The following is a 20,890-nucleotide window of genomic DNA, read 5'->3' as shown; positions in this document are numbered from 1 at the left end:
CCCATGACATTCTGTGCCAAATCCAACACATATGCATTACTAGGTAATTACCCTGTAATTACTAGGTAATTACCCTGTAATTACTAGGGAATTATAGGATAATTTACTCTGTATATTCAGCCTTCGATTTCCATTCCGGCTTCAATTTGACACCCATCGCTTCTGCTGCTTTTTTATTGATAACAAGTTTAAGTTTTTGAGGGTACTGCACTTTCAGCTCGCTTGGCTTTTTATCGCCCTTCAGAATTTTCGCGGCCATTTCTCCTGCTTCATAACCAATGTCATAATAATCGAACCCATAAGCGGCAAAAGCTCCGCGCTTTACTGAATCCAGCTCACCGGCAAACATTGGAATATCTTTATCCTCCGCTACACTGATGACGGATTCGAGCGCAGAAACGACCGTGTTATCGGTGATGATGTAAAAAACATCCGCACGCCCTACAAGGGATTCCGCTGCCTGTTTTACATCGGCCGAAGTGGAGACGCTGACCTCAACCGGCTTGAGATCTGATTTTTTCATGGCTTTTTTAACGAGGTCCACCTGTGCGACGGAATTTTGTTCTCCTTTGTTATAGATCAGTCCAACGGTTTTGGCGTCGGTCTCTTTATCAATAAATTCAATGGTTTTCGGGATTGCGTCCGGATGCGTATCCGTCGTTCCCGTAATATTGTCTCCCGGCTCGTCAAAGCTTTTCACGAGCTTTGCTCCCACCGGGTCGGTGACAGATGTAAACACGATAGGAATATCTTTTGTAGCATTAAGAGCGTGCTGTGCACTTGGCGTGGAATTCGCAAAAATCAAATCCACCTTATCCCCAACCAGGTTTTTCGCGATGGTTTGTGAATTGTTCGGATCGCCCTGAGCAAGCTGAACATCATACTTCACGTTCTTCACTCCGTTGGCTGAGATCGCCTTTTTAAAGCCCTTGTAAGCAGCATCAAGTGACGGATGCTCCACGATTTGGGTAACTCCGATTTTGATCTCCTTATCCTTGGCTTCACCGTTTACTTCTTTTCCTTCCTTTGTGCCGCAGCCGCCAAGCATCAGCACTCCAGCAAGAGAAACGCCAAGCAAACTTTTCCACGTCTTCATTCTCTTTTTCCCCCTTTTTGCTTCATCAGACATCTCCCTATCATGCTGAATTCCCCTTGTTGACCGGCCATGTCTCCGTAATTTGTCGAACTATTTACAAAATTTATTATATTATAAATTCTATTCCTTTAAAAGGCTATTTCACGTTTTGCCACTGGCTGGCTTTCTCTTTCTGGGCTTGTAAAGCCGCCAGCGCCTCTTTCGTGATCGACTGAATTAATTCGCTTGCTGAAGGCATGTCATTAATCAGCCCGGCAACCTGGCCGCTGTTGATATACCCTTCTTCAAAATCACCCTCCATGGCGCCCGCCAAATGGCGGTCTTCAGCTGTCATCTCATTAAATTTTTCAAGGGTCATCCCCTTATTTTCAAGGGAGTATAGATGCTCCGAGTAAGCGGCGCGCATTACTCTCCTTATCCGGCCAACCGAACGGCCGATAACCATGGTATCCCTGTCTCCCGCTTTTATAAGGGCTTCTTTATAGAGTAAGTGGAATGGTGCTTCCTTTACTGAAATAAAACGCGTTCCGAGCTGGATAGCTTCCGCTCCGAGAACCATCGCTGCTGCCATGCCCCGTCCATCTCCTATTCCTCCGGCAGCCACCAGCGGTACAGTGATGGCATCTGCCACTTGAGGAATAAGGGTCATGGTCGTCGTCTCGAACGGAGAGTTCAAGCCGGCTGCTTCATACCCCTCTGCCACGATCACATCCGCCCCGGCATCCTCTGCTTTTTTTGCGTGATAGACTGATCCCACCACACACATGACTTTTATTCCATGGGACTGCAGCCTGGAAATGTAGGGTGACGGATTGCCCGCTGACAGGGAAACCACCGGTACTTTGTATTTAACGATAAGCTGAAAAATTTCTTTTATGTTAGATGCTACAGTCAGAGGAACGTTTACAGCAAAGGGTTTGTCTGTTTTCGAGGCTGTCTCTTGAATTAGCGTTTCTACTTCTGAAGGAGAACGGGTGCCCACTCCAATGGTGCCAAGTGCTCCTGCATTGGAAATAGCAGCTGTCAAAGGGGCGTTGCTGGCATTCCCCATACCTCCCTGAATCACCGGATAGCTGATTCCCAATAACTTGCAGACTCTGTTCATCTTCTCTCTCCTTTCTATGAATCTGTTATACTTAGGTAAAACCAAAGGAAGGATGTTGCATATGAATTATCCGTTTAACGGAAAAACACCACAAATACATGAAAGCGCTTTTATTGCACCCGGCGTACATATCATTGGCGATGTGACCATCGGCAAGGAATCCAGTGTTTGGTTCAACAGCGTTCTGCGCGGAGATGAAGGGCCTATTACGATAGGTGACCGCTGCAACGTCCAGGATAATTGCACACTGCACCTTTATGAACAATTTCCTCTTGTATTAGAAGACGAGGTCTCCATCGGGCACAATGTGATCCTGCATGGATGCACCGTCCGCAAAGGTGCCCTGATCGGAATGGGAGCGACGATACTCGATGGCGCCGAGATTGGTGAGCAGGCGTTTATTGGAGCAAATACACTCGTCCCCTCCGGCAAAAAGATTCCTCCACGGACAATGGTGATGGGCTCCCCCGGCAAGGTGGTCAGAGAACTCACTGACAAGGATTTAGAAATTATCTCGCTAACCATTGAAACGTACCGGCAAAAAGGTCAGCAATGTAAACAGGAATTAACATAGCCGTTTTAAAAAAGCACTTTCCCTTAGAGGGCGGAAGTGCTTTTTTGTTTGAATCAAAGGCTTATAGCTCCTGAATGAGCGGATGGTTGAGCGCGTTATAGGATTTATCCTTCTTCAGCTCGTTTCCTTCCCTATAAATCTTTTCAAAAAAGGAGCTTGAAGGGCCGGCGAGTGTTCTGTAATAATCACCAAATAGAGAAGCCGCGTAATCACCGAGCCAGTCCGAAGGCAGCAGTTCCTGTGGAAGGCCGGGATCCACAAAAAGGAACTTCCGGTATTCATGGACAAGCTTCGTTCTCTCAACAAAGCATTCTCCATCGCTCATTTCGCCTTTTTCGATTTTATTTTTATCGATCACATATTTCTGGGAATACGTTTTAATGAATACATCGTACTTTTTGTTCGTTTCCGCAAGATCCCAGCATTCATTAACAAGCTCTGCGTTTTTGTGCGGCCCCTCATATGTTGCCGTGAAATAATGGACATAATCCTGTATTTCATACTTCTCCATCATCTGTTTAATTTGTTGCCCCTGATTATTCGGAGAGATCCAAAAACTGTTGGCCAACAGACCAAAGCCGCTCCAAACGAGCTCTTTTCTCAGCTCATCCCTGATGCTGCGCTTCTCCTCGGGAATCGTATAGGTGAACATATACCAGGAACCGTCCCATTTTTCCGGCTGCAGCTTGAAAATCCGCTTGGCCGCCTCATCCATTCGTCTGGCGCCTCTCGGGGTTAAATAATAATAGCTTTTGTTTCCCTGCTTTCGCGAAACAATCCAGCCTTGTTTGTTCATCCGGGAAATGGCGGCTCTTACCGCCTGCTCATTATGGCCAAATTCTTCAAGCAGCCGGATGAGGCTGCCGATCCAGATTTCATTTCCATAGTGCCGGATATAATCCCCATAAAGCGTAAAAATCATTGATCTTGTATTTAAACTGTTTTGCATCATGTTCCCTCATTCGTTTTACTGTCCATTTTTAATGACTCTAATCCTACCAAAACCAGAGGGCTGGAACAAGACATCTGCGTCCCCCTGGTCTATTCCCCTTTAAACATTGGTGCTCTTTTTTCGCCAAAGGCTTCAAGCGCTTCTATCCTGTCTTTTGTGGGAATGGTCAATTCGTACGCTTTGGCTTCAATCGCCAGCCCTGTCTGCAGGTCCGTATCCATCCCGTGTTTAACCGCATACTTTGCCTGCTGTACAGCAACCGGGCCATTCTTTAATATAGCCGCTGCGTACTCCTCGCATACTGCCATCAATTCCTCTCTGGAAGCTGTCCGGTTAAGAATGCCGTATTGCTCGGCTTCGGCGGCGCTGAGTTTTTTGGCGGTCAAAATCAGCTCAAGCGCTTTTGCCTGGCCGATCAGGCGCGGCAGCCGCTGTGTGCCTCCTGCACCCGGAATGATAGCCCAGCTCAGCTCGGTAAGCCCCATGGAAGCCGCCTCCACTGATACCCTGATATCACAGGCAAGCGCCAGTTCAAAGCCGCCTCCGAACGCATGGCCGTTAATGGCTGTGATAGTTGGCTGCGGAAGCGCCTCAATGCTGGAAAAAACATCGCGGATTTTCTTTACATTCCGCTTTACCTCCGCTTCAGAAAGCGTGCGCCTCTCCTTCAAATCGGCGCCTGCGCTAAAAGCTTTTTCACCGGCACCGGTAAAAATGACAACACGCACGTCCTGATTGTGATGAATATCTTCGACCACTTCGCCGAGGCGCTGCAGCGTGGGAAAGTTGAAACAGTTAAGAACTTCCGGACGGTTCAATGTGACATAAGCAATATGATTTTTCACTTCATAAAGAATGGTTTCTGGCATGTGGTTCTCTCCTTTATTCGATGTTTTCAACAACTGCAGCAATCCCCTGGCCGACCCCAATGCACATGGTGGCCAGTCCGTATCCCGCTTTCCGTCTTTTCATCTCGTGGATGAGGGTGGTCAAAATCCTCGCCCCGCTTGCACCGAGCGGATGACCGAATGCAATCGCTCCGCCATTTACATTCACTTTTTCCGGATTGAGCTCAAGCTGGCTGATGCATTCGAGCGATTGAGAAGCGAAGGCTTCATTCAATTCCACCAGTTCCATATCGCCCATCGTGAGGCCCGCCCGCTGCACGGCTTTCCTGCTGGCTTCGATCGGACCAAGCCCCATCACTGCAGGTTCGAGGCCCGCAACCGCTGATGCTTTATAGCGCACAAGCGGCTTGAGGCCAAGCTCCTTCGCTTTTTCAGCGCTCATTATGAGCAGCGCGGCTGCACCGTCGTTCACCCCTGAAGCATTTCCTGCTGTAATGGTGCCGCCGGGAAACAGAGGCTTTAATTGGGACAGCTTTTCAATCGTCGTGCCCGGCCGCGGATGCTCATCTTTATCAAAAATGATTTCATTGCCTTTTTTATCTTTAATTTTAACCGGAATCAGCTCATTCTTGAACAGGTCTTCTTCAATTGCTTGGTGAGCCCTGCGCTGGCTTTCTGCAGCAAACTGGTCCTGCGCCTCGCGGGTGATGTTATACCGCTGCGCCACATTCTCTGCTGTCTGCGGCATAGAGTCGGTGCCATGCTGTTCATTCATCAGGGGATTAACGAACCGCCATCCGATTGTCGTATCAAACATTTTCATGTCTCCGCGCGGGAACTCTGCGTCCGGTTTTGCCATTACGAGAGGAGCTCTCGTCATGCTCTCCGTTCCGCCAACAATAAAAATGTCCCCCTCATTTGCCATGATCGCCCTGGCTCCATAAATGACCGCATCAAGCCCGGACCCGCACAAGCGGTTGATCGTCGTTCCCCCAACCTCGACTGGGAGCCCGGCCAGAAGTGCTGCCATCCGCGCCACATTCCGGTTGTCCTCACCGGCACCATTGGCGTTTCCAAGAACCACTTCCTCAATCTGTGACACTGGCACATCGGGATTCCGCTCAAGCAGCGCTTTGATGACGATGCCGGCCAGATCATCCGGCCTGACGGATTTGAGGCTGCCTTTATACCTGCCAATGGGCGTTCTCACAGCATCTACAATTACGACCTCTCTCATTTCGTTACGCCGCCCTTCTCTGCTTCTGATGTATAATCATAAACTCCGCGCCCTGTCTTCCGGCCAAGACGGCCTGCTTTTACATACTTAACAAGCAGCGGACACGGGCGGTATTTCTCTCCCAGCGTTTGGTGAAGGTAATTTAAATTGTTCAGGCGCGTGTCCAGCCCGACCAGGTCGCCCAGCTCGAATGGCCCCATCGGATAATTCAGGCCCAGCTTAATCGCTTTATCAATTTCTTCCGGTGTTCCGACACCTTCCTGAAGCATGAAAAAGGCTTCGTTTCCGACCATTGCTGAAATCCGGCTTGTTACAAAGCCTGGAAATTCATTTACCACTACTGTTTCTTTCCCCATCCGCTCAGCTGCTTCTTTGGCGGCCTGTGCGGTTTCGTCACTTGTTTCGTGGCCGCGGACGATTTCAACCAGAGGCATTTTATGTACAGGATTAAAGAAATGCATGGCAATTACTTTATCAGGACGAGAGGTAAACGATCCGATTTCAGTCGGGCTCATCGTCGAGGTATTGGTCGCCAGATAACAATGCGGCGGCGCAGCATGCTCAAGTTCAGTAAACACCGCTTTTTTTATGTCAAGATTCTCAGGTACAGCTTCAATGACCAGATCAGCACTGCTGACAGCATCAGAAAGAGAGGTTGAGTAAAAAAGCCGCTTTCTTGCTTCCTCTGCCTGCTCACCGGTCAGCTTTCCTCTTTGCACACCTTTAGAAAAAATCGTTTCAATTTCTCCACGGGCATTTTGCAGCGCTTCTTCCTGCACATCCACCAGCTGCACATGAAAACCTCCTGCGGCGGCAGCGTACGCAATGCCCCTTCCCATTACACCTGATCCCACAACAACGATGGATTCTATCAATGCCATCTCCTCCACTTCCTAAGAATATCGTAAAAGCGAGCCCTTCAGCCCGCTTTTATTGTCTATTATCTTCCCGTAAATGCAGGCTTTCGTTTTTCCATAAATGCCGAAACACCTTCTTTATGATCCTCGGTGTTCCCAGCAGTTTTTTGGGCAAGGGCTTCATATTCCAGAACCTCGCTCAGATCACTTTCCCAGCTTTTGTTCATATACCGCTTGATCAGACCGATGGCTTTGGTTGGCATGCTGGCAAGCTTGACAGCAAAAGCCTCCACTTCCTGAATAAAGGCTTCCTCTTCTGCAACTTTCGTCACCAGCCCGAATTCCTTTGCCTGGGCTGCAGAAATTTTTTCACCCAGTACTGCAAGTTCCATGGCCTTCGCATGGCCGACAAGCCGCGGAAGAAAATAAAGGTTACCCGAATCCGGAACGAGACCCACGTGGATGAAAGCCTCAATAAAGCTTGCTTTTTCAGAAGCAATCCTGAAATCGCAAGCGAGCGCGAGACTCATCCCGGCTCCCGCAGCCACACCATTGACTGCCGCAATTACAGGCTTCTCGATCGAAACCAACTCCTGAATCATTGGATTATATCCTTTACGAAGTACTTCACCATAATCCGGATTGTCGCTTGAGCCAAGATCCTGTCCCGAACAGAAAGCCCTGCCTGCTCCCGTAATAACGATGGCGCGGATATCCTTGTCCTTTCCCGCATTCTTTAAAGCCGCAAGCATTTCCTTGTGCATTACTGCCGTAAAGGCGTTTAGCTTCTCCGGCCGGTTCAGCGTGATCCAGGCCACCCCGGCTCTGGATTCATAATTTATCGTTTCAAACATGGACCGCTCCTCCTTATTTTCCCTTAAAATGGGGGTGCCGTTTTTCAGTAAAAGCTTTCATTCCTTCTTTTTGATCCTCAGAAGAAAACAGCAAATAGAAGTTCTTTCTCTCAAGCTGCATGCCGTCATGTACGGAATGATCGGCGGCAAACTGAACGGATTCTTTTATCAGCCGAAGAGACAGCGGTGCTTTCCCGGCGATGGTGCGGGCAAATTTCAGAGTCACTTCCACCACCAGCTCGGGAGCGACTATCCGGTTAATGATCCCGTGTTTTTCCGCTTCTTTCGCCGTCATCGGTTCACCAAGCCACAGCCACTCAAGTGCTTTCTTCTGCCCCATCAGCTTCGTCAGCTTGACTGTGCCTCCTGCACCTGGCATGACACCAAGCTTAATTTCAGGAAAGCCAAACTGGGCTTTTTCTGAAGCAAACAGGAGGTCGCAGCACAAAGCGAGCTCAAACCCGCCTCCAAAGCAATACCCGCTGACTGCTCCGATCACTGGCTTTTTAATGGTGTGCAGCTGATCCCAATCCTTAAACTGATTAAGCAGTTCAAGAGTGACCGCATCGTCCTCCATCATCTCATCAATGTCGGCCCCGGCAGCGAACGCTTTCTCGTTTCCAGTGAGAACAATCACCTTGACCGCCTCATCTTTGTCAAACGTTTCAAAGGCGGAGCGGATTTCAGCGACCATGCCTCTGCTGATGGCATTCAGCACATTGGGCCGGTTTAGCTCGATGAGGGCAATCCCGTCTTCCACTTTTGTTTTAATGCTTTGAAAATCAGCCATTCACTTCCTCACCGATCATCAGCGTAACCAAATCTCCCGCAAATGACATTAAATCCTTTCCGGAGGCTTTTCCTTCAGCAGACTTCATGCCCGCCTGCAGGGATTCATGGTCATCATAGTACATCTCGCAGAGCAAATAGTACTTGCTGTCTCCCATTGGTGAGCCTGTAATTCGGGTAACTTCCATCTTTTTAAGACCCGGAATTTTTTTTGTAACATCCGTATGTGTACCGTAGTAGTGCTCATCAAAGCTTTCCTTATTTTCCGGAGTTTTGTAAAGGGCGATTAATTTGACCATTCAAATCTTCCTCTCTTTATATGTTTTTTTTGGTATTCTATCTTTCTTTCAATTCATATCTGCGACGGGCTTCATGGCTTCAAACGGGTTTTTGCACGATTTGCAATACAGAATGCTGCGGCAGGCAGTAGGCCCGAAGATATTTTCCATGGTGACATAGGATGATCCGCAATATGGACAGTCAATGCTCCATGGTTCCCCCATCACGTGATTGGCCGGAGGCGGAGCGATGCCAAATTCTTTTAATTGGCTTTTTCCTTCCTCTGTAATCCGGTCTGTTGTCCAGGTCGGGGAGAACACGAAGTCTACTTTTACTTCTTTAACATCCTCTACTTTACTCACTGCTTTCTTTATATCCCGTTCGATGATATGAAGTGCAGGGCATCCTGCAAACGTCGGAAGCGCCTTGATTATCACGGATCCTTCTATTTCCTGTACTTCCTCTACCATGCCGAGATCAAGGATGCTCACTGATGAAATTTCCGGATCTTTGACTTCCTTTAATGCCAGCAGGATTTTTTCTTTGAGATTCATAGACTGCAACACCGCCTCCATGTTCTCTCTCCTTTCTTACCAGCCGGACGCCGGGTTGGTCGCATAGACTTCCGAAAGAGTGGCAAGCGCATCGGCTAAATCCTGCGTATGCTCTCTCTTTCTACCGTTTCCGCTTTCAATCAGCGGCTCGCCCTGCAGCGGCACACCGGTCTCCTGAAACATCTTTTCGATTCGGTTCAGCCAGCGTTTTTTCATTAGGTTCTCATCCTCTATGAATCCGGCTTTCACCATTTCGCTGTAGGAGGGACCGAGTGTAAGCACCCCGCCAAAATCCTTCCAGACTGTTTCCACTGCTGAAAACATTCGCTTTTTGGCTTCTTCTGTACTCGTTACCAGCTGTTTGAACCACAGCTCCCAGTGCATTAAATGATAGTATTGCTCGGTTATGATCTTTCTTGCGGCATCTGCAAGCGGCCCATAGGATGATAATCTGAGAGATTCCAGGCGAACCTGTTTATGAACAGCATAAAAGTAGTTTCTTACAACCGCAAACGCCCAGTCATAATCCGGCTTATCGAGATAGGTGCCACTGCCGTTTACTTTTTCAAGAAGGATGGCATTGCGGAAGGCTTCCGGATTTCTGAGATGAGCCAGTTCATCGGCCTCTCCTTCCCCCAATGCCTCTAAAAGGTGATAATACATCGTGGCATGACCCATCATATCCTGGCTGATGGATGAGAAGGCAACATCTTCTTCGATGTGGGGTGCCAGCCCCAGCCACTCAGAACCTCTGTAGGCCAGAATGAAGTCGTCATCACCAAGCTGGTAAATCAGTTCAATAAGCGCTGATTTTTCTGGATCGTTCGTTGTCTTGTTGTTCACCGGCTCTCTTCCCTTCCACCCATGATGTGCTTCTCCGTAAATTGCTCCTGGTTGTAGTCGCGCCATTTTTTCTTTAAATAGCCGTATCCTTTTGTTTCCCGGTAGTTCTTATCCATCCGCTTCAGCATTTCCCGTTCACCCTGTGTCAGGCCGCGAATATTTTCCCGTTTGACAACCCAGATGTCCGCCACCGTTTCTCTTCGAAAGAAATTTTCCTTCGCCATTACAAGAGCCATATCGGCATTTGGGGCCAGCAGGCTGAACTGATGCTGAAATGGAGATTTATCTGTCTTTTTGCTGAACACTTCATACACGTTATAAAATTGATTTTCTAGCTCGCTCATCCGTTAACACTCTCCTCAGATTGCCTTTTGGGCGGCAAGCGCCTCACGAACCCATCCGTTGTTATCATAGGATCTTCTTCTTAAATCCAGGCGGTCCTGTGAACGGGGACCATTTCCAGAAACAATTTGTTTAAATTCGCTCCAGTCAACATCCTGGTAAATCCACATTTGTGTGTCATCATCAAAGTGAATGGTTTCATCCGGAATGGTGAGGCCGAGCGCCCAGATTCTTGGAATATATTTTGTAAAGAATTCCTGTCTCAGCTCTTCATTGGTTTTGGTGCGGATTTTGTACATAATGTTTTTGTCAGCATTGGAATTGCCTGTTTCTTTGGCAGATTTCGGGCCAAAGAACATGATCAGCGATGTCCACCAGCGGTTAAGTGAGTCCTGCAGAAGCTCACGCTGTTCCGGAGTTCCTTCCGCCAGAGCAAGAATGATGCTTTCTCCGTGCTGCGCATGAAAAACCTCTTCCGCACAAATCCGCTTCAACGCCCTCGCGTACGGTCCATAAGAGGAATCAAGCATCATGCTCTGTGAAATAATGGCCGCACCGTCCACCAGCCAGGCAATCATCCCTGCATCTCCCCAGGTTGGCGCTTCCATGTGAAACACGTTATGAAACTTCAGCTTCCCTGAAAAAAGGTCCTGCATGATGTCTTCTCTTGTCTTGCCCAGCGGTGCCATGAGATCCTCTGCCACACGCAACAAGAGCTGTCCGTGCCCCATTTCATCCTGTACCTTCGCCATGATAGCCAATTTGCGGTGAAGAGAAGGTGCTTTTGGAACCCACTCCTTCTCTGGAAGCGCTCCCATAATTTCCGAAATGCCATGCATGGATATCAGACGGATCAGGCTCGTTCGGTAATCATCCGGCATCCAGTCATCTGCTTCAATCTTTTCACCGCGGTTAATTCTTTCCATAAAATGCTGGTGCTTCTCTTCATTGGTCAACTGCTCAAACCTGAGACCTGCCTGCACAATAGCCCCTCCTAATTATATTACGTATATTTACCGTTATTATAAAATAACGTCATATAAATAACAACTACCTACACTTCCAGCTGAGCCGGTTTATGCCTGACGACACGGACTGCCTTTCCTTCTGAACGAGGAATGGAGCCTGGCGGAAGTACATGGATTTCCAGATTGACAAGGCAGCTGCTTTTGACCGCTTGTTTGATCTGATGCTTCAGATGATTCATTTGGTCATGGTTTAAATTTTGTTCGATTAGGGTGAAACATGATTCTGTCATTTCAACATGAAGCTCCACCTTTTCCCTAAACCCTTCGGCATGAACATGAAGCTGATAATGAGGGACAAGTTCATCCACCTTAAGAAGGCAATTCTCAATTTCTGAAGGAAATACATTCACCCCGCGGATAATCAGCATGTCATCAATGCGTCCTTTTACCCTCGACATACGGACCGAAGTTCGTCCGCACGCGCACTTTTCTGTATGAAGCGAAGCAATATCCCCTGTGCGGTAACGGATTACCGGAAAAGCTTCCTTTGTTAAACTGGTAAACACCAGTTCTCCCGGCTCTCCTTCTGGAAGAGGCTCAAGCGTATTTGGATCAATAACCTCGACATAAAAATGGTCATCCATAATATGCAGGCCATTCTGGGCCTCATGGCATTCCATCGCTACACCAGGACCCATCACTTCGCTCAGTCCATAAATATCATTGGCCTTAATATCGAGCTTCTCCTCAAGAGCTGCCCTCATTTCTTCTGACCATGGCTCCGCCCCGAAAATACCGTATTTTAAGGAGGTAGAACGCGGGTCTTTCCCCATTTTCTCCATTTTTTCTGCGATGGTCAGAACATAAGATGGCGTTCCGCAGATAACCTCCGGCTTGAAATCTTCAATAAGCAGAATCTGGCGCTCCGTATTTCCCCCTGAAACAGGCACTGTAACCATGCCGAGTCGCTCCGAACCATAATGAAGGCCCAGTCCTCCGGTAAATAATCCGTAGCCGTAGGCATTATGCAGAAACTTCCCTGGTTCTCCACCGCCTATGGCAATACTTCTGGCAACCATTTCACTCCAGTTTTCAATATCTCTGGCCGTATATCCAACGACGGTCGGTTTGCCGCTGGTTCCTGAAGAAGCATGTACGCGCACAAGACTCTTCGTTTCCTCCGCGAACAATCCGAATGGATAATTATCCCTGAGATCTTTTTTTACTGTAAATGGCAGCTTTTTTATATCCTCCATTGAACGGAGATCTTTAGGAGAAATCCCCTTTTCCGCAAAAGCTTTTCTGTAAAACGGCACCCTTTCATACACCTTTGCGGCCGTTTCTTTCAGCCTTGAGAGTTGAAGGTTCTGCTTTTCTTCCTGAGTCATGCATTCCATTTCCGCATTAAAGATCACAGCTATTCACCTCTTGAACAGAATTGTAAGCCCTTTCATTAATAAACGAAATAATATGACGTTTTATTTTCGGTTGTGTTTTATATGTAATACTTTTCTAAAGCTTACCGTTTTACGATTATTCTGTCAAATATCCCTTATAGACTTGAAAGTGGTTGATTTCCGCTTCAGGTGCTCGCTTTCCTCGGGCGGGCGCTGAGCCTTACCGGTGCGAGCACCTACTTCCTCGTCGCAAGCTCCTGCGGGGTCTCATCTGTCCCGCTTTTCCCGAAAGAGTCTCGCACCTTACACTCCTATCACCTTATCAGTGACGCCTTATTGACCCTGAAATCAATCAAAAAAGAACACAGTCCGGCTGTGCCTGCAAGCCCACTGTGTTCCATCAATATATTAATAGAGTAAATCCAAAAATTCTTCTTTTGAAACATTGCCGAAGTAATGGCGCATATTTATGTCTTTCAGTGCTTTCTCAATTTCTTCGCGGTCATAGCGTTTGTCGATCAGACGCTCTTCGATATCGTGCACATCGCCGACTCCAAAAAAGTCTCCATAAATTCTGCATTCCCTCATGATACCTCTTTCGATCTGCAGCTTCACTTCTACCGATCCACCGGTAAACCGGTTGGAGAGCTCGACGTTTGATTTCGGTGATTTTCCGTAGTTCCAATCCCAGTTATCGTAGCGTTCTTCGGAGATCTTATAGATTTTCTCCCAGTCCACCTCGGTCAGTTCATAGCGCGGCACATCCTCAAACTCTTCAAACAAGTAGGCAAGAAGGGTTTGCTTGAATTCGTCCATCGTCATGTCCTGATCGAGATGATCACGGATATTGGTTACACGGCTGCGGATGGACTTAATGCCTTTGGACTGGATTTTCTCCATTTTTACATTAAGGGCAGATACCACGTTTTCAATTTCCGAATCAAACATCAGCGTTCCATGGCTGAACATCCGTCCCTTTGTCGTGAACATGGCATTTCCTGAAATTTTCTTTTCGTCTACCTGAATATCGTTTCTTCCTGTCAGTTCCGCGTTCACACCCAGTTTGTTCAAGGCTTTTACGACAGGATCGGTAAACTTTTTAAAATCATGAAAAGAATTACCGTCATCTTTGGTAATAAAGCTGAAATTCAGGTTGCCGGTATCATGATAGACTGCGCCCCCTCCGGACAGCCGGCGTACCACATGTATGTTATGCTCGCGCACATAATCAGCGTTAATTTCTTCTACGGTATTCTGGTTTTTCCCTATGATAATAGAGGGTTCATTAATATAAAATAAAAGGTAGGTTTGGTTTATATCAAGATGCTTTAGCGCATATTCCTCAATCGCCAAATTCACCCTTGGATCAGTAATATTACGATTATCAATAAACAGCATAGATCTATTCTCCTTCACTGCTCAGTTAGAAAAAAATTCCCCTTTTTCGTTATACAACTCTTTTAAAAGAATAGCAAGCTGTCTGACTTTCGTAAAGGCAGCAATTTATGGATGCTGTTTTAATTTTCCCATGTCCAGCCTGCATAGGCGGTTTCAATTTTCCCTTCAAATTTTTCTCCCGCCTGAGAAACGAGCTGCTGCCGGTCACCATAATGGGGAAGGTGGGTCAGGAGAAGAAACGGCACACCTGATGCTGCTGCCAGATTCCCTGCATCATGCGAATTCATATGCCCGGGGCCGCTGCCATCCTGATCACTGTAAAAGTTGCACTCCGAAATGAGCAGATCGGTTCCGGTACTAAAAGGAATAAATTCAGGAAGATAGGCAGAATCCGCTGTATAAACGATGGTTTGATCCCCCGCTGTAATTCTCATTCCATAACAAACCGCTGGATGCTTTGTTTTCTGAAAGTTGATGGAAAACGGGCCGACAGCCAGTCTTTCTTCTGGATTATAAGCAATTCCTTTCGTTGCCTCACGGTAGGTAAGGTTGGCAAAGGCTTGCTCGTCCTCCTGATGGCCGTAAATCGGCAACGGCTCAACACCTGACTGGAGAAAGGATTGGACGAGTCTTGCGTATTGCAGAACACCAACGTCGGCGACATGATCATGATGATAATGAGACAGGATAACGGCATCCAATTGCTCCGGCTGGATATAGGATTGCAAATTGGAAAGAACTCCGCTTCCGCAATCGATCAACAGATTGAATCCTTCATGCTGCAGCAGATATCCCGAGGTAGCTTCTCCTTTTCCCGGATAGCCGCCCCAATAGCCAATAACGGTTAATTTCATCTTCTCACTCCCAGTTTCGTTTATAGTTATTAATAGTGTACCCTTAAATTCGGTTTGAACAAAACTTGATAAAAAGCAAAAAAGGGGCAGTCCATGAAGTCTGAAAGCCGTTGATTTTCGTTCCAGGCCGCTCGCTTTCCGAGGGAGTCTCGCACCTTGCACTACAATCAACTTTTCATGGAAGCTTTTTACGCAAAACGAGGCTGCCTGAATGTCAATTTCACTTTCAGGACAGCCTCTTTACTCTTATTCTTTTACAGCACCCGAGGTAAGCCCTGACACGATTCTGCGCTGGAAAAGCAGTACCATGATGACGAGCGGTATCGTAACAATAACGGTTGCAGCGGTGATATCGCCCCAGGGCACCGTGAACTGCCCTTCAAACATGGCGATGCCCACCGGCACAGTTTTGAATTTTTCTTCAGTGTTGATCGTCAAAGCAAACAAAAATTCATTCCAGGCTGCAATGAAAACCAGAATGGCCGTAGTGAAGATTCCGGGCACAGCCAGCGGAAGGATAACCTTCCAATAGGTTTGCATCAAGGTAGCACCATCCATCTTAGCAGCCTCTTCCAGATCAAATGGAATCTTTCTGAAAAACGTAACAAGAATCCAGATTGAAAGCGGAAGCGTGATGGTCGTATACGGTATGATTAATCCGAGATAGCTGTTGGTCAACCCGATATTCTTCAATAAGATATAGATGGGCGAAATGGTCGCAATCTGCGGAAACATTGAGACCGACAATACCAATCCCAGAATCACGGTCTTCCCTCTGAATTTAAGCCGGGCGATCGCATAAGCAGTAAATGATGCGATCAGAACCGTATACAGTGTGGTGATACCTGACACTACAAAACTGTTCCATAAATATTTCAAAAATGGATAATTGGTAAAGACGGAAATATAATTATCAAGTGTCGGACGGCTGGTAAATGGCGTGAATGCCTTGTCGCCGAACAGTTCATTTATAGGTTTGATGGAACTGATCAGCATCCATAAAAATGGAAACATGACAAGGAATACAAAGATGGCAAGAAAAACATAAAACAACGGCCCTGCTTTTTTATTCACAAATTCTCACTCCTTTTATACACGATTCTTATCTGTCGGTCAGCAGGTCACGGCCAAGAAATTTAATAAAGATCATGGAAATGACGGCCACACATACAAAAACAATAACCGACAAAGCGGATCCGTCCCCAAAATTGGTCTGTTCAAACATCCGCTTGTAGGCCAGGATGGAAATCGTCTCTGTGGAGTTGGCAGGACCTCCGCCTGTGAGAACGAACACAAGGTCAAACACACGGAAAGCATCCAGGGTTCTGAACAGTAAAGCGACCAGTATGCTGGATTTTAATAATGGAAGAGTAATCGTCGTAAACTGCTTCCATTTGCTGGCTCCATCAATGGAGGCAGCTTCGTAGAATGAAGCTGAAATGGTCTGCAGCCCCGCAAGCAACAGAAGTGCCATATATGGTGTCGTTTTCCAGACGTCGGTAAAGATAATGGAGAACATCGCACCAAGGTTGGTGGTCAAAAGATCGGTGGCATTGTCAACAAGTCCGATCTTCTCAAAAATGTGAGCTACCACCCCGTTTTGCCCGTCGTACAGAAATTGCCACATTTTTGCGGATACTGCTGTTGGAATGGCCCATGGAATCAAAATAGTGGCCCTTACCAGCCCCCGGCCGAAAAAGGCTTTGTTAATCAGTACGGCGATCGCCAGACCAATGACAAGCTCGATGAATACGGAAACAATCGTAAAGGCGCTTGTATTCCAGATCGCCATCCACATTCGCTTGTCTGTCAGATTGTTTTTGTAATGTTCCAATCCAATAAAATTGGGTTGGATGACCGCTTCATTAAGGGAGGAAGAAAGCCCCAGTGCATCTTCTTCATTTTTAAGGCCCTTTAATCCCTTAACTTCCGCTGTCAGCTTATGAAGCGTTTTATCCAGTTTCAGCGCATCACTTTTATCGACTTTTACTGAGCTTACCTCTTCACTCACCGGTTCCATGTTGGTCAGCTTATCATCCACCTGCTGATATTGCTTTTTAACAGCAGAATCTTCCTGGATTCCGGCATCCACCTCTTTTAGCTCAGCGATCAATCCATTTAACGTTTCAGCCGAAGAGCCTTTTGCTTTGCCCGCTTCGTCTTCCAGGACATTGATTAAAAATGGATAACTGTTCAGATACTTTTCCAGATCCAGATGATAGGTTAATGTAACTTCCGATTTGGTTGGATTGTTCAGCCGCAAGTCAAACAGGCTGTAATAAAAGGATTGCAGGACCGGCCAGATGGCGATTAGAAGAATTAAGATCAGAGATGGAGCCACAAGCAGGTACGCCAGCCTTTTTTCTGACGCTTTTCCTTTTTTGCGTGAAGATGTTTTCGTCCGTTCAGGTTCCTTTTTCGGACTTGGATTTGAATCATATTTCACTTCCACATTTGCCACTCCCTTGTGATACGGATGCAATCGATGGACTGGCGTAGCAGCAGTCCATCCATTCCATTCTGGAATCGATACCAATATTTGTTAGGCATAAGCCTCCATAATATATGAAGGCTTATGCGCTTAACCCTTAACCATTACTTTTCCATTTTGGAAGAAATCTCTTTTTGCATGTTTTTAGCCGCTTGTTCCGGTGTGATTTCTTTTGCGATCGCTTTGGACACCTGGATTTGGATAATGTCCGAGATTTCCGTATAGTTTGGTGCTACAGGGCGGGATACCGCGGATTTAAGGGCATTTACAAAGCCTTCCTCTTTAAAGTATGGGTTAGCTTTTTGCACGTCGGGATCATCAAAGAGCTTGTTGATTGTTGGTGCGTGGCCGCCGTTAATTGCATCCATCTTCTGTCCTTCTTCACCGGCCATAAACTTAAGGAACAACCAAGCCTCTTTTGGTACATCTGTGTTCTTATTGATTCCGGCCTGCCAGCCGCCGAGTGCAGCAGCAGGTCCCTTGTCACCGGCAGGAAGCGGAGCTACGCCGACTTTACCGACGATTTTGGATTGCGATTTGTCATTTGCGAGCGCAAACTGATACGGCCAGTTCCGGATAAATGCAGATTGTCCGTTTATGAATGCCGTATGGCCCTCCGGCTCTGCAAACGTGGTAACGTTCTTTGGCACGACATCAGAAGTGGCCACTTCGACAAGTTTCTTCAGCCCCTTTACGGCTTGAGGTGAATCTACCACCACTTCACCTTTATCATTAATGATCTCTCCGCCGTAAGAAGCGATGAACTCAACCGCATTACAGACAAGCCCCTCATATTGCTTCGCCTGCATGAGGTAACCAAATTTGGTACCGCCTTTTCCTTTGTCCTCTTTTGCCTGTTTCAAAAGGTCATCCCAGGTTTTAGGCGCCTCTTTTACGAGGTCTGTACGGTAGAAGAGCATCCCGGCATCAATGAACTTTGGCAGTGCCCACTGTTTTCCTTTGAATTTAGAAGCGCTTAACGCTCCCTCGTTGTATTCATCAAGCTTAATTCCGTCTTTCTGTATAAAGCGGTCGAGCGGCATAACATAGCCTGCCTGAGCGAACTCCGCCGGCCAAACCACATCCATATCAAAAACGTCAATCTCGTCCGATTTTGCATTAAAAGCGGTTACATAAGCGTTATGCTGTTTCCCGGTATCAGCCGGCATCTCACGGAATTTCACATCAATATTCGGATACTTCTTCTCAAATGCAGCTACCATTTTTTGAGTGGCATTTGTATCATCTTTACCGCGGGCATAAATCAGTTCAACCTTTTTACCTTTATCTGCAGAATCCTTCTTCTCGTCTGTACTGGCCTTATTGTCACTGCACGCAGACAGAACGAGAGAAAGAGCAAGCGATGTTGTCATGACCTTTGAGATTTTTTTGATGTTCATGTAGATAATCCCCCTTTAATATGGTTTGCGGGCTGCTGTTCGTTTACAAATCAGGTAGACCGCCGTTTAATGAGTTCAAAATCCAGCTTAATTTCCTTTTTTTTGCTTGGCAGTTTATGCTGAATGATATCAATCATCTGCCCCATTGCCTGCTGCGCCATCTTTTCAATCGGCTGTCTGATGGTCGTTAAACCAATCAAATCCGCTACCGGCTGATCATCAAAGCCAATGATGGCGAGATCGTTTGGTATATTCCATTTCTGATTCAAAGCTTCTTTCCAAATTCCTGCCGCCACTTCGTCACTGCCGGTAAAAACCGCGGTTGGGCGTTCATTCATTTTCGCGATGTCGCTGAAGACCCGCTTACCATCGTTAATACTATAGGCATTTGTGAGAATCCATTCCTCACTTGGAACAATACCTGCCTCTTCCAAGGCTTTTTTGTATCCCTTGTACCGGTCAGATGCCACCCGGGACGCGTGGTTATCTCCAGAACAATAGGCGATTCTGGTATGTCCCTGCTCAATAAGATGCCGGGTTCCGATGTACCCCCCTTCAATTTGGTCCAGGTAAACTGTTGGAACCTGTGCCCGATCATTGTACTCGTTGCATAACATGATGGGGCCGTAATTCATATAAGGCTCAATGTTGCTCCATTCATTTTCGATTGATGTAAGAATAAGTCCGTCTACCTGCTTTGTTTTCAGCAATTCCAGGTAATTAATTTCCTGATTGCGGCTGTAGCTTGTTTGGCAGAGAATAAGCTGATACCCTCTCTCTGAAGCATAGTTCCCCATAACTTCCACCATTTGGCTGAAGAATGGATTTGTAATCCTTGGAACATATACAGCAATGGTTTCTGTCTGCTGTTTTCTCAGCCTCCGGGCAGAAGAATTGGGGACGTAATTTAACTCTTCCATCGCGTTCATAACCAATCGTTTCTTTTCATCCGTCACATAAGGATGACGATTGATCACTCTGGAGACGGTCGTTCTCGACAGTCCGGCCAGCTTTGCTACATCTTGGATCGTTGCCATTGCGTTTCTCCTTCATTTTAACTATGAAATCGAAATCATGAAACCGTTTTCATAGATAGAGTATAGGTGAAATCACCTATCAGGTCAACGACTTTTCTGAAAATTTTTATAATGTTTTTGTATATTGTTTATTCATCGCATTCTTGCCTTCTAACAGGTATAATCATACTAACATCTGACAAGAGAGAAAAAGGGGGAACGCATTCTCTATGATAAAAGTGCGCAATCTAAAAAAATCGTTTGGCGATCTGGAAGTGCTAAAAGATATTAATTCAGAAATTAAGGAACGGGAAGTGGTCTGTGTGATCGGGCCATCAGGATCAGGGAAAAGCACGTTCCTCCGTTGTTTAAATAAGCTCGAAGATATTACCGGCGGGGAAGTTATCGTCAATGGCTACAATCTTGTTGATCCGAAAGTAAACATCAATCTGGTCAGGCAGGATGTCGGTATGGTATTCCAGCAGTTCAACCTGTTTCCGCATAAATCGGTATTGGAGAATGTCACCCTCGGGCCGGTCAAGGTACGCGGAATGGCTCCTGCCAAAGCAAAGGAGAAGGCTCTTGAACTCCTGGCCAAAGTAGGGTTACAGGATAAAGCGACAAGCTATCCCGGCCAGCTTTCAGGCGGCCAGAAGCAGCGTGTGGCTATCGCAAGGGCACTGGCAATGGATCCGAAAATCATGCTTTTTGATGAGCCGACATCCGCACTTGATCCAGAGATGGTTGGTGAAGTGCTTGAAGTTATGAAACAGCTGGCAAAAGAAGGAATGACCATGGTCGTGGTCACCCACGAAATGGGCTTTGCGCGTGAAGTCGGTGACCGGGTTATTTTCATGGACGGCGGCTATATTGTCGAAGAAAACGTTCCTTCCGAGCTCTTCGGCAATCCACAGCACGAGCGTACGAAATCGTTCTTGAGCAAGGTTCTGTAAGCCAACAAAAAACAGTCCGGCATAGTCATGCCGGACTGTCAGGCTGTCGAGAAACTCTCGACAGCCTGTTTTTTTATCTACTA

At 46.8% G+C, this 20,890-nt stretch carries 22 protein-coding genes; 2 read left to right on the top strand and 20 right to left on the bottom strand.

The annotated features are described in order from the left end of the window. Positions 1 to 103 precede the first annotated feature (103 nt). Together QYB97_RS07320 and QYB97_RS07315 are read right to left on the bottom strand one after the other, a co-directional pair. Positions 104 to 1,096, bottom strand: coding sequence for an ABC transporter substrate-binding protein (locus QYB97_RS07320; protein WP_301165331.1), 993 nt, complete (start codon positions 1,094 to 1,096; stop codon positions 104 to 106). Between the two features lie 136 nt (positions 1,097 to 1,232). After that, positions 1,233 to 2,246, bottom strand: a complete 1,014-nt coding sequence (locus QYB97_RS07315) for an NAD(P)H-dependent flavin oxidoreductase (protein WP_301165330.1) — start codon at positions 2,244 to 2,246, stop codon at positions 1,233 to 1,235. A gap of 16 nt (positions 2,247 to 2,262) precedes the next feature. Between QYB97_RS07315 and QYB97_RS07310 the strand changes: the two genes are divergently transcribed. Next, positions 2,263 to 2,775, top strand: a complete 513-nt coding sequence (locus QYB97_RS07310) for a gamma carbonic anhydrase family protein (protein ID WP_301165329.1) — start codon at positions 2,263 to 2,265, stop codon at positions 2,773 to 2,775. A 61-nt stretch (positions 2,776 to 2,836) separates the two neighbouring features. On the opposite strand, the gene paaX is transcribed toward QYB97_RS07310, so the two are convergent. The 18 genes from paaX to QYB97_RS07220 form a co-directional block, all read right to left on the bottom strand. Beyond that, entirely contained in the window at positions 2,837 to 3,724 is an 888-nt protein-coding gene (gene paaX, locus QYB97_RS07305; RefSeq protein WP_301165693.1) for a phenylacetic acid degradation operon negative regulatory protein PaaX, read from the bottom strand. Between the two features lie 92 nt (positions 3,725 to 3,816). Continuing rightward, the gene (locus QYB97_RS07300; RefSeq protein ID WP_301165328.1) at positions 3,817 to 4,596 is read right to left on the bottom strand and encodes an enoyl-CoA hydratase-related protein; all 780 of its coding nucleotides are present in this window, start codon (positions 4,594 to 4,596) and stop codon (positions 3,817 to 3,819) included. 13 nt (positions 4,597 to 4,609) lie between these two features. Then, positions 4,610 to 5,812, bottom strand: coding sequence for a thiolase family protein (locus QYB97_RS07295; protein WP_301165327.1), 1,203 nt, complete (start codon positions 5,810 to 5,812; stop codon positions 4,610 to 4,612). Then, complete coding sequence (locus QYB97_RS07290) at positions 5,809 to 6,687, bottom strand: 3-hydroxyacyl-CoA dehydrogenase (RefSeq protein WP_301165692.1); 879 nt, start codon at positions 6,685 to 6,687, stop codon at positions 5,809 to 5,811. The genes QYB97_RS07295 and QYB97_RS07290 overlap by 4 nt, the downstream gene beginning before the upstream one ends. A 65-nt stretch (positions 6,688 to 6,752) precedes the next feature. Beyond that, positions 6,753 to 7,523 carry an enoyl-CoA hydratase-related protein gene (locus tag QYB97_RS07285; protein WP_301165326.1) on the bottom strand — a complete coding sequence of 257 codons (771 nt, stop codon included), beginning with the start codon at positions 7,521 to 7,523 and terminating at the stop codon, positions 6,753 to 6,755. A gap of 13 nt (positions 7,524 to 7,536) precedes the next feature. Further along, the gene (locus tag QYB97_RS07280; protein WP_301165325.1) at positions 7,537 to 8,313 is read right to left on the bottom strand and encodes an enoyl-CoA hydratase/isomerase family protein; all 777 of its coding nucleotides are present in this window, start codon (positions 8,311 to 8,313) and stop codon (positions 7,537 to 7,539) included. Next, positions 8,306 to 8,611: an EthD family reductase gene (locus QYB97_RS07275; RefSeq protein WP_301165324.1), complete on the bottom strand. Its 306-nt coding sequence runs from the start codon at positions 8,609 to 8,611 to the stop codon at positions 8,306 to 8,308. Before QYB97_RS07275 ends, QYB97_RS07280 begins: the two co-directional genes overlap by 8 nt. A 48-nt stretch (positions 8,612 to 8,659) precedes the next feature. Next, the gene (paaD, locus tag QYB97_RS07270) at positions 8,660 to 9,166 is read right to left on the bottom strand and encodes a 1,2-phenylacetyl-CoA epoxidase subunit PaaD (protein ID WP_301165323.1); all 507 of its coding nucleotides are present in this window, start codon (positions 9,164 to 9,166) and stop codon (positions 8,660 to 8,662) included. A gap of 15 nt (positions 9,167 to 9,181) precedes the next feature. Further along, entirely contained in the window at positions 9,182 to 10,054 is an 873-nt protein-coding gene (gene paaC / locus QYB97_RS07265; RefSeq protein ID WP_425589777.1) for a 1,2-phenylacetyl-CoA epoxidase subunit PaaC, read from the bottom strand. Next, the gene (gene paaB / locus QYB97_RS07260) at positions 9,985 to 10,332 is read right to left on the bottom strand and encodes a 1,2-phenylacetyl-CoA epoxidase subunit PaaB (RefSeq protein WP_301165321.1); all 348 of its coding nucleotides are present in this window, start codon (positions 10,330 to 10,332) and stop codon (positions 9,985 to 9,987) included. Before paaB ends, paaC begins: the two co-directional genes overlap by 70 nt. Positions 10,333 to 10,347: 15 nt before the next feature. Beyond that, entirely contained in the window at positions 10,348 to 11,256 is a 909-nt protein-coding gene (gene paaA / locus QYB97_RS07255) for a 1,2-phenylacetyl-CoA epoxidase subunit PaaA (protein ID WP_425589784.1), read from the bottom strand. A gap of 128 nt (positions 11,257 to 11,384) precedes the next feature. Further along, the gene (gene paaK / locus QYB97_RS07250) at positions 11,385 to 12,695 is read right to left on the bottom strand and encodes a phenylacetate--CoA ligase PaaK (protein WP_425589783.1); all 1,311 of its coding nucleotides are present in this window, start codon (positions 12,693 to 12,695) and stop codon (positions 11,385 to 11,387) included. A gap of 408 nt (positions 12,696 to 13,103) precedes the next feature. Next, the gene (gene lplA / locus QYB97_RS07245) at positions 13,104 to 14,093 is read right to left on the bottom strand and encodes a lipoate--protein ligase (RefSeq protein WP_301165319.1); all 990 of its coding nucleotides are present in this window, start codon (positions 14,091 to 14,093) and stop codon (positions 13,104 to 13,106) included. A 119-nt stretch (positions 14,094 to 14,212) separates the two neighbouring features. Next, on the bottom strand, positions 14,213 to 14,947 hold the full coding sequence (locus QYB97_RS07240; RefSeq protein WP_301165318.1) for an MBL fold metallo-hydrolase: 735 nt from the start codon (positions 14,945 to 14,947) through the stop codon (positions 14,213 to 14,215). Between the two features lie 246 nt (positions 14,948 to 15,193). Further along, the gene (locus tag QYB97_RS07235; protein ID WP_301165317.1) at positions 15,194 to 16,021 is read right to left on the bottom strand and encodes a carbohydrate ABC transporter permease; all 828 of its coding nucleotides are present in this window, start codon (positions 16,019 to 16,021) and stop codon (positions 15,194 to 15,196) included. 28 nt (positions 16,022 to 16,049) lie between these two features. Continuing rightward, positions 16,050 to 17,303 (bottom strand): carbohydrate ABC transporter permease, encoded by a 1,254-nt coding sequence (locus tag QYB97_RS07230; RefSeq protein WP_301165690.1) that lies wholly within the window; start codon positions 17,301 to 17,303, stop codon positions 16,050 to 16,052. A 239-nt stretch (positions 17,304 to 17,542) separates the two neighbouring features. Then, positions 17,543 to 18,838, bottom strand: a complete 1,296-nt coding sequence (locus QYB97_RS07225; protein ID WP_301165316.1) for an ABC transporter substrate-binding protein — start codon at positions 18,836 to 18,838, stop codon at positions 17,543 to 17,545. A gap of 50 nt (positions 18,839 to 18,888) precedes the next feature. Further along, positions 18,889 to 19,875 (bottom strand): LacI family DNA-binding transcriptional regulator, encoded by a 987-nt coding sequence (locus tag QYB97_RS07220; RefSeq protein WP_301165315.1) that lies wholly within the window; start codon positions 19,873 to 19,875, stop codon positions 18,889 to 18,891. A 209-nt stretch (positions 19,876 to 20,084) separates the two neighbouring features. On the opposite strand from QYB97_RS07220, the gene QYB97_RS07215 reads away from it, so the two are divergent. Beyond that, positions 20,085 to 20,807 (top strand): amino acid ABC transporter ATP-binding protein, encoded by a 723-nt coding sequence (locus QYB97_RS07215; RefSeq protein WP_301165314.1) that lies wholly within the window; start codon positions 20,085 to 20,087, stop codon positions 20,805 to 20,807. Positions 20,808 to 20,890: the final 83 nt, after the last annotated feature.

The sequence above is a fragment of the Fictibacillus fluitans genome (assembly GCF_030418125.1).
In the GTDB taxonomy this organism is placed as follows: Bacteria; Bacillota; Bacilli; order Bacillales; family Fictibacillaceae; genus Fictibacillus_C; species Fictibacillus_C fluitans.
Note: the sequence above shows the minus strand (reverse complement) of the source record. Positions and strands in the feature narration are given on the sequence as shown.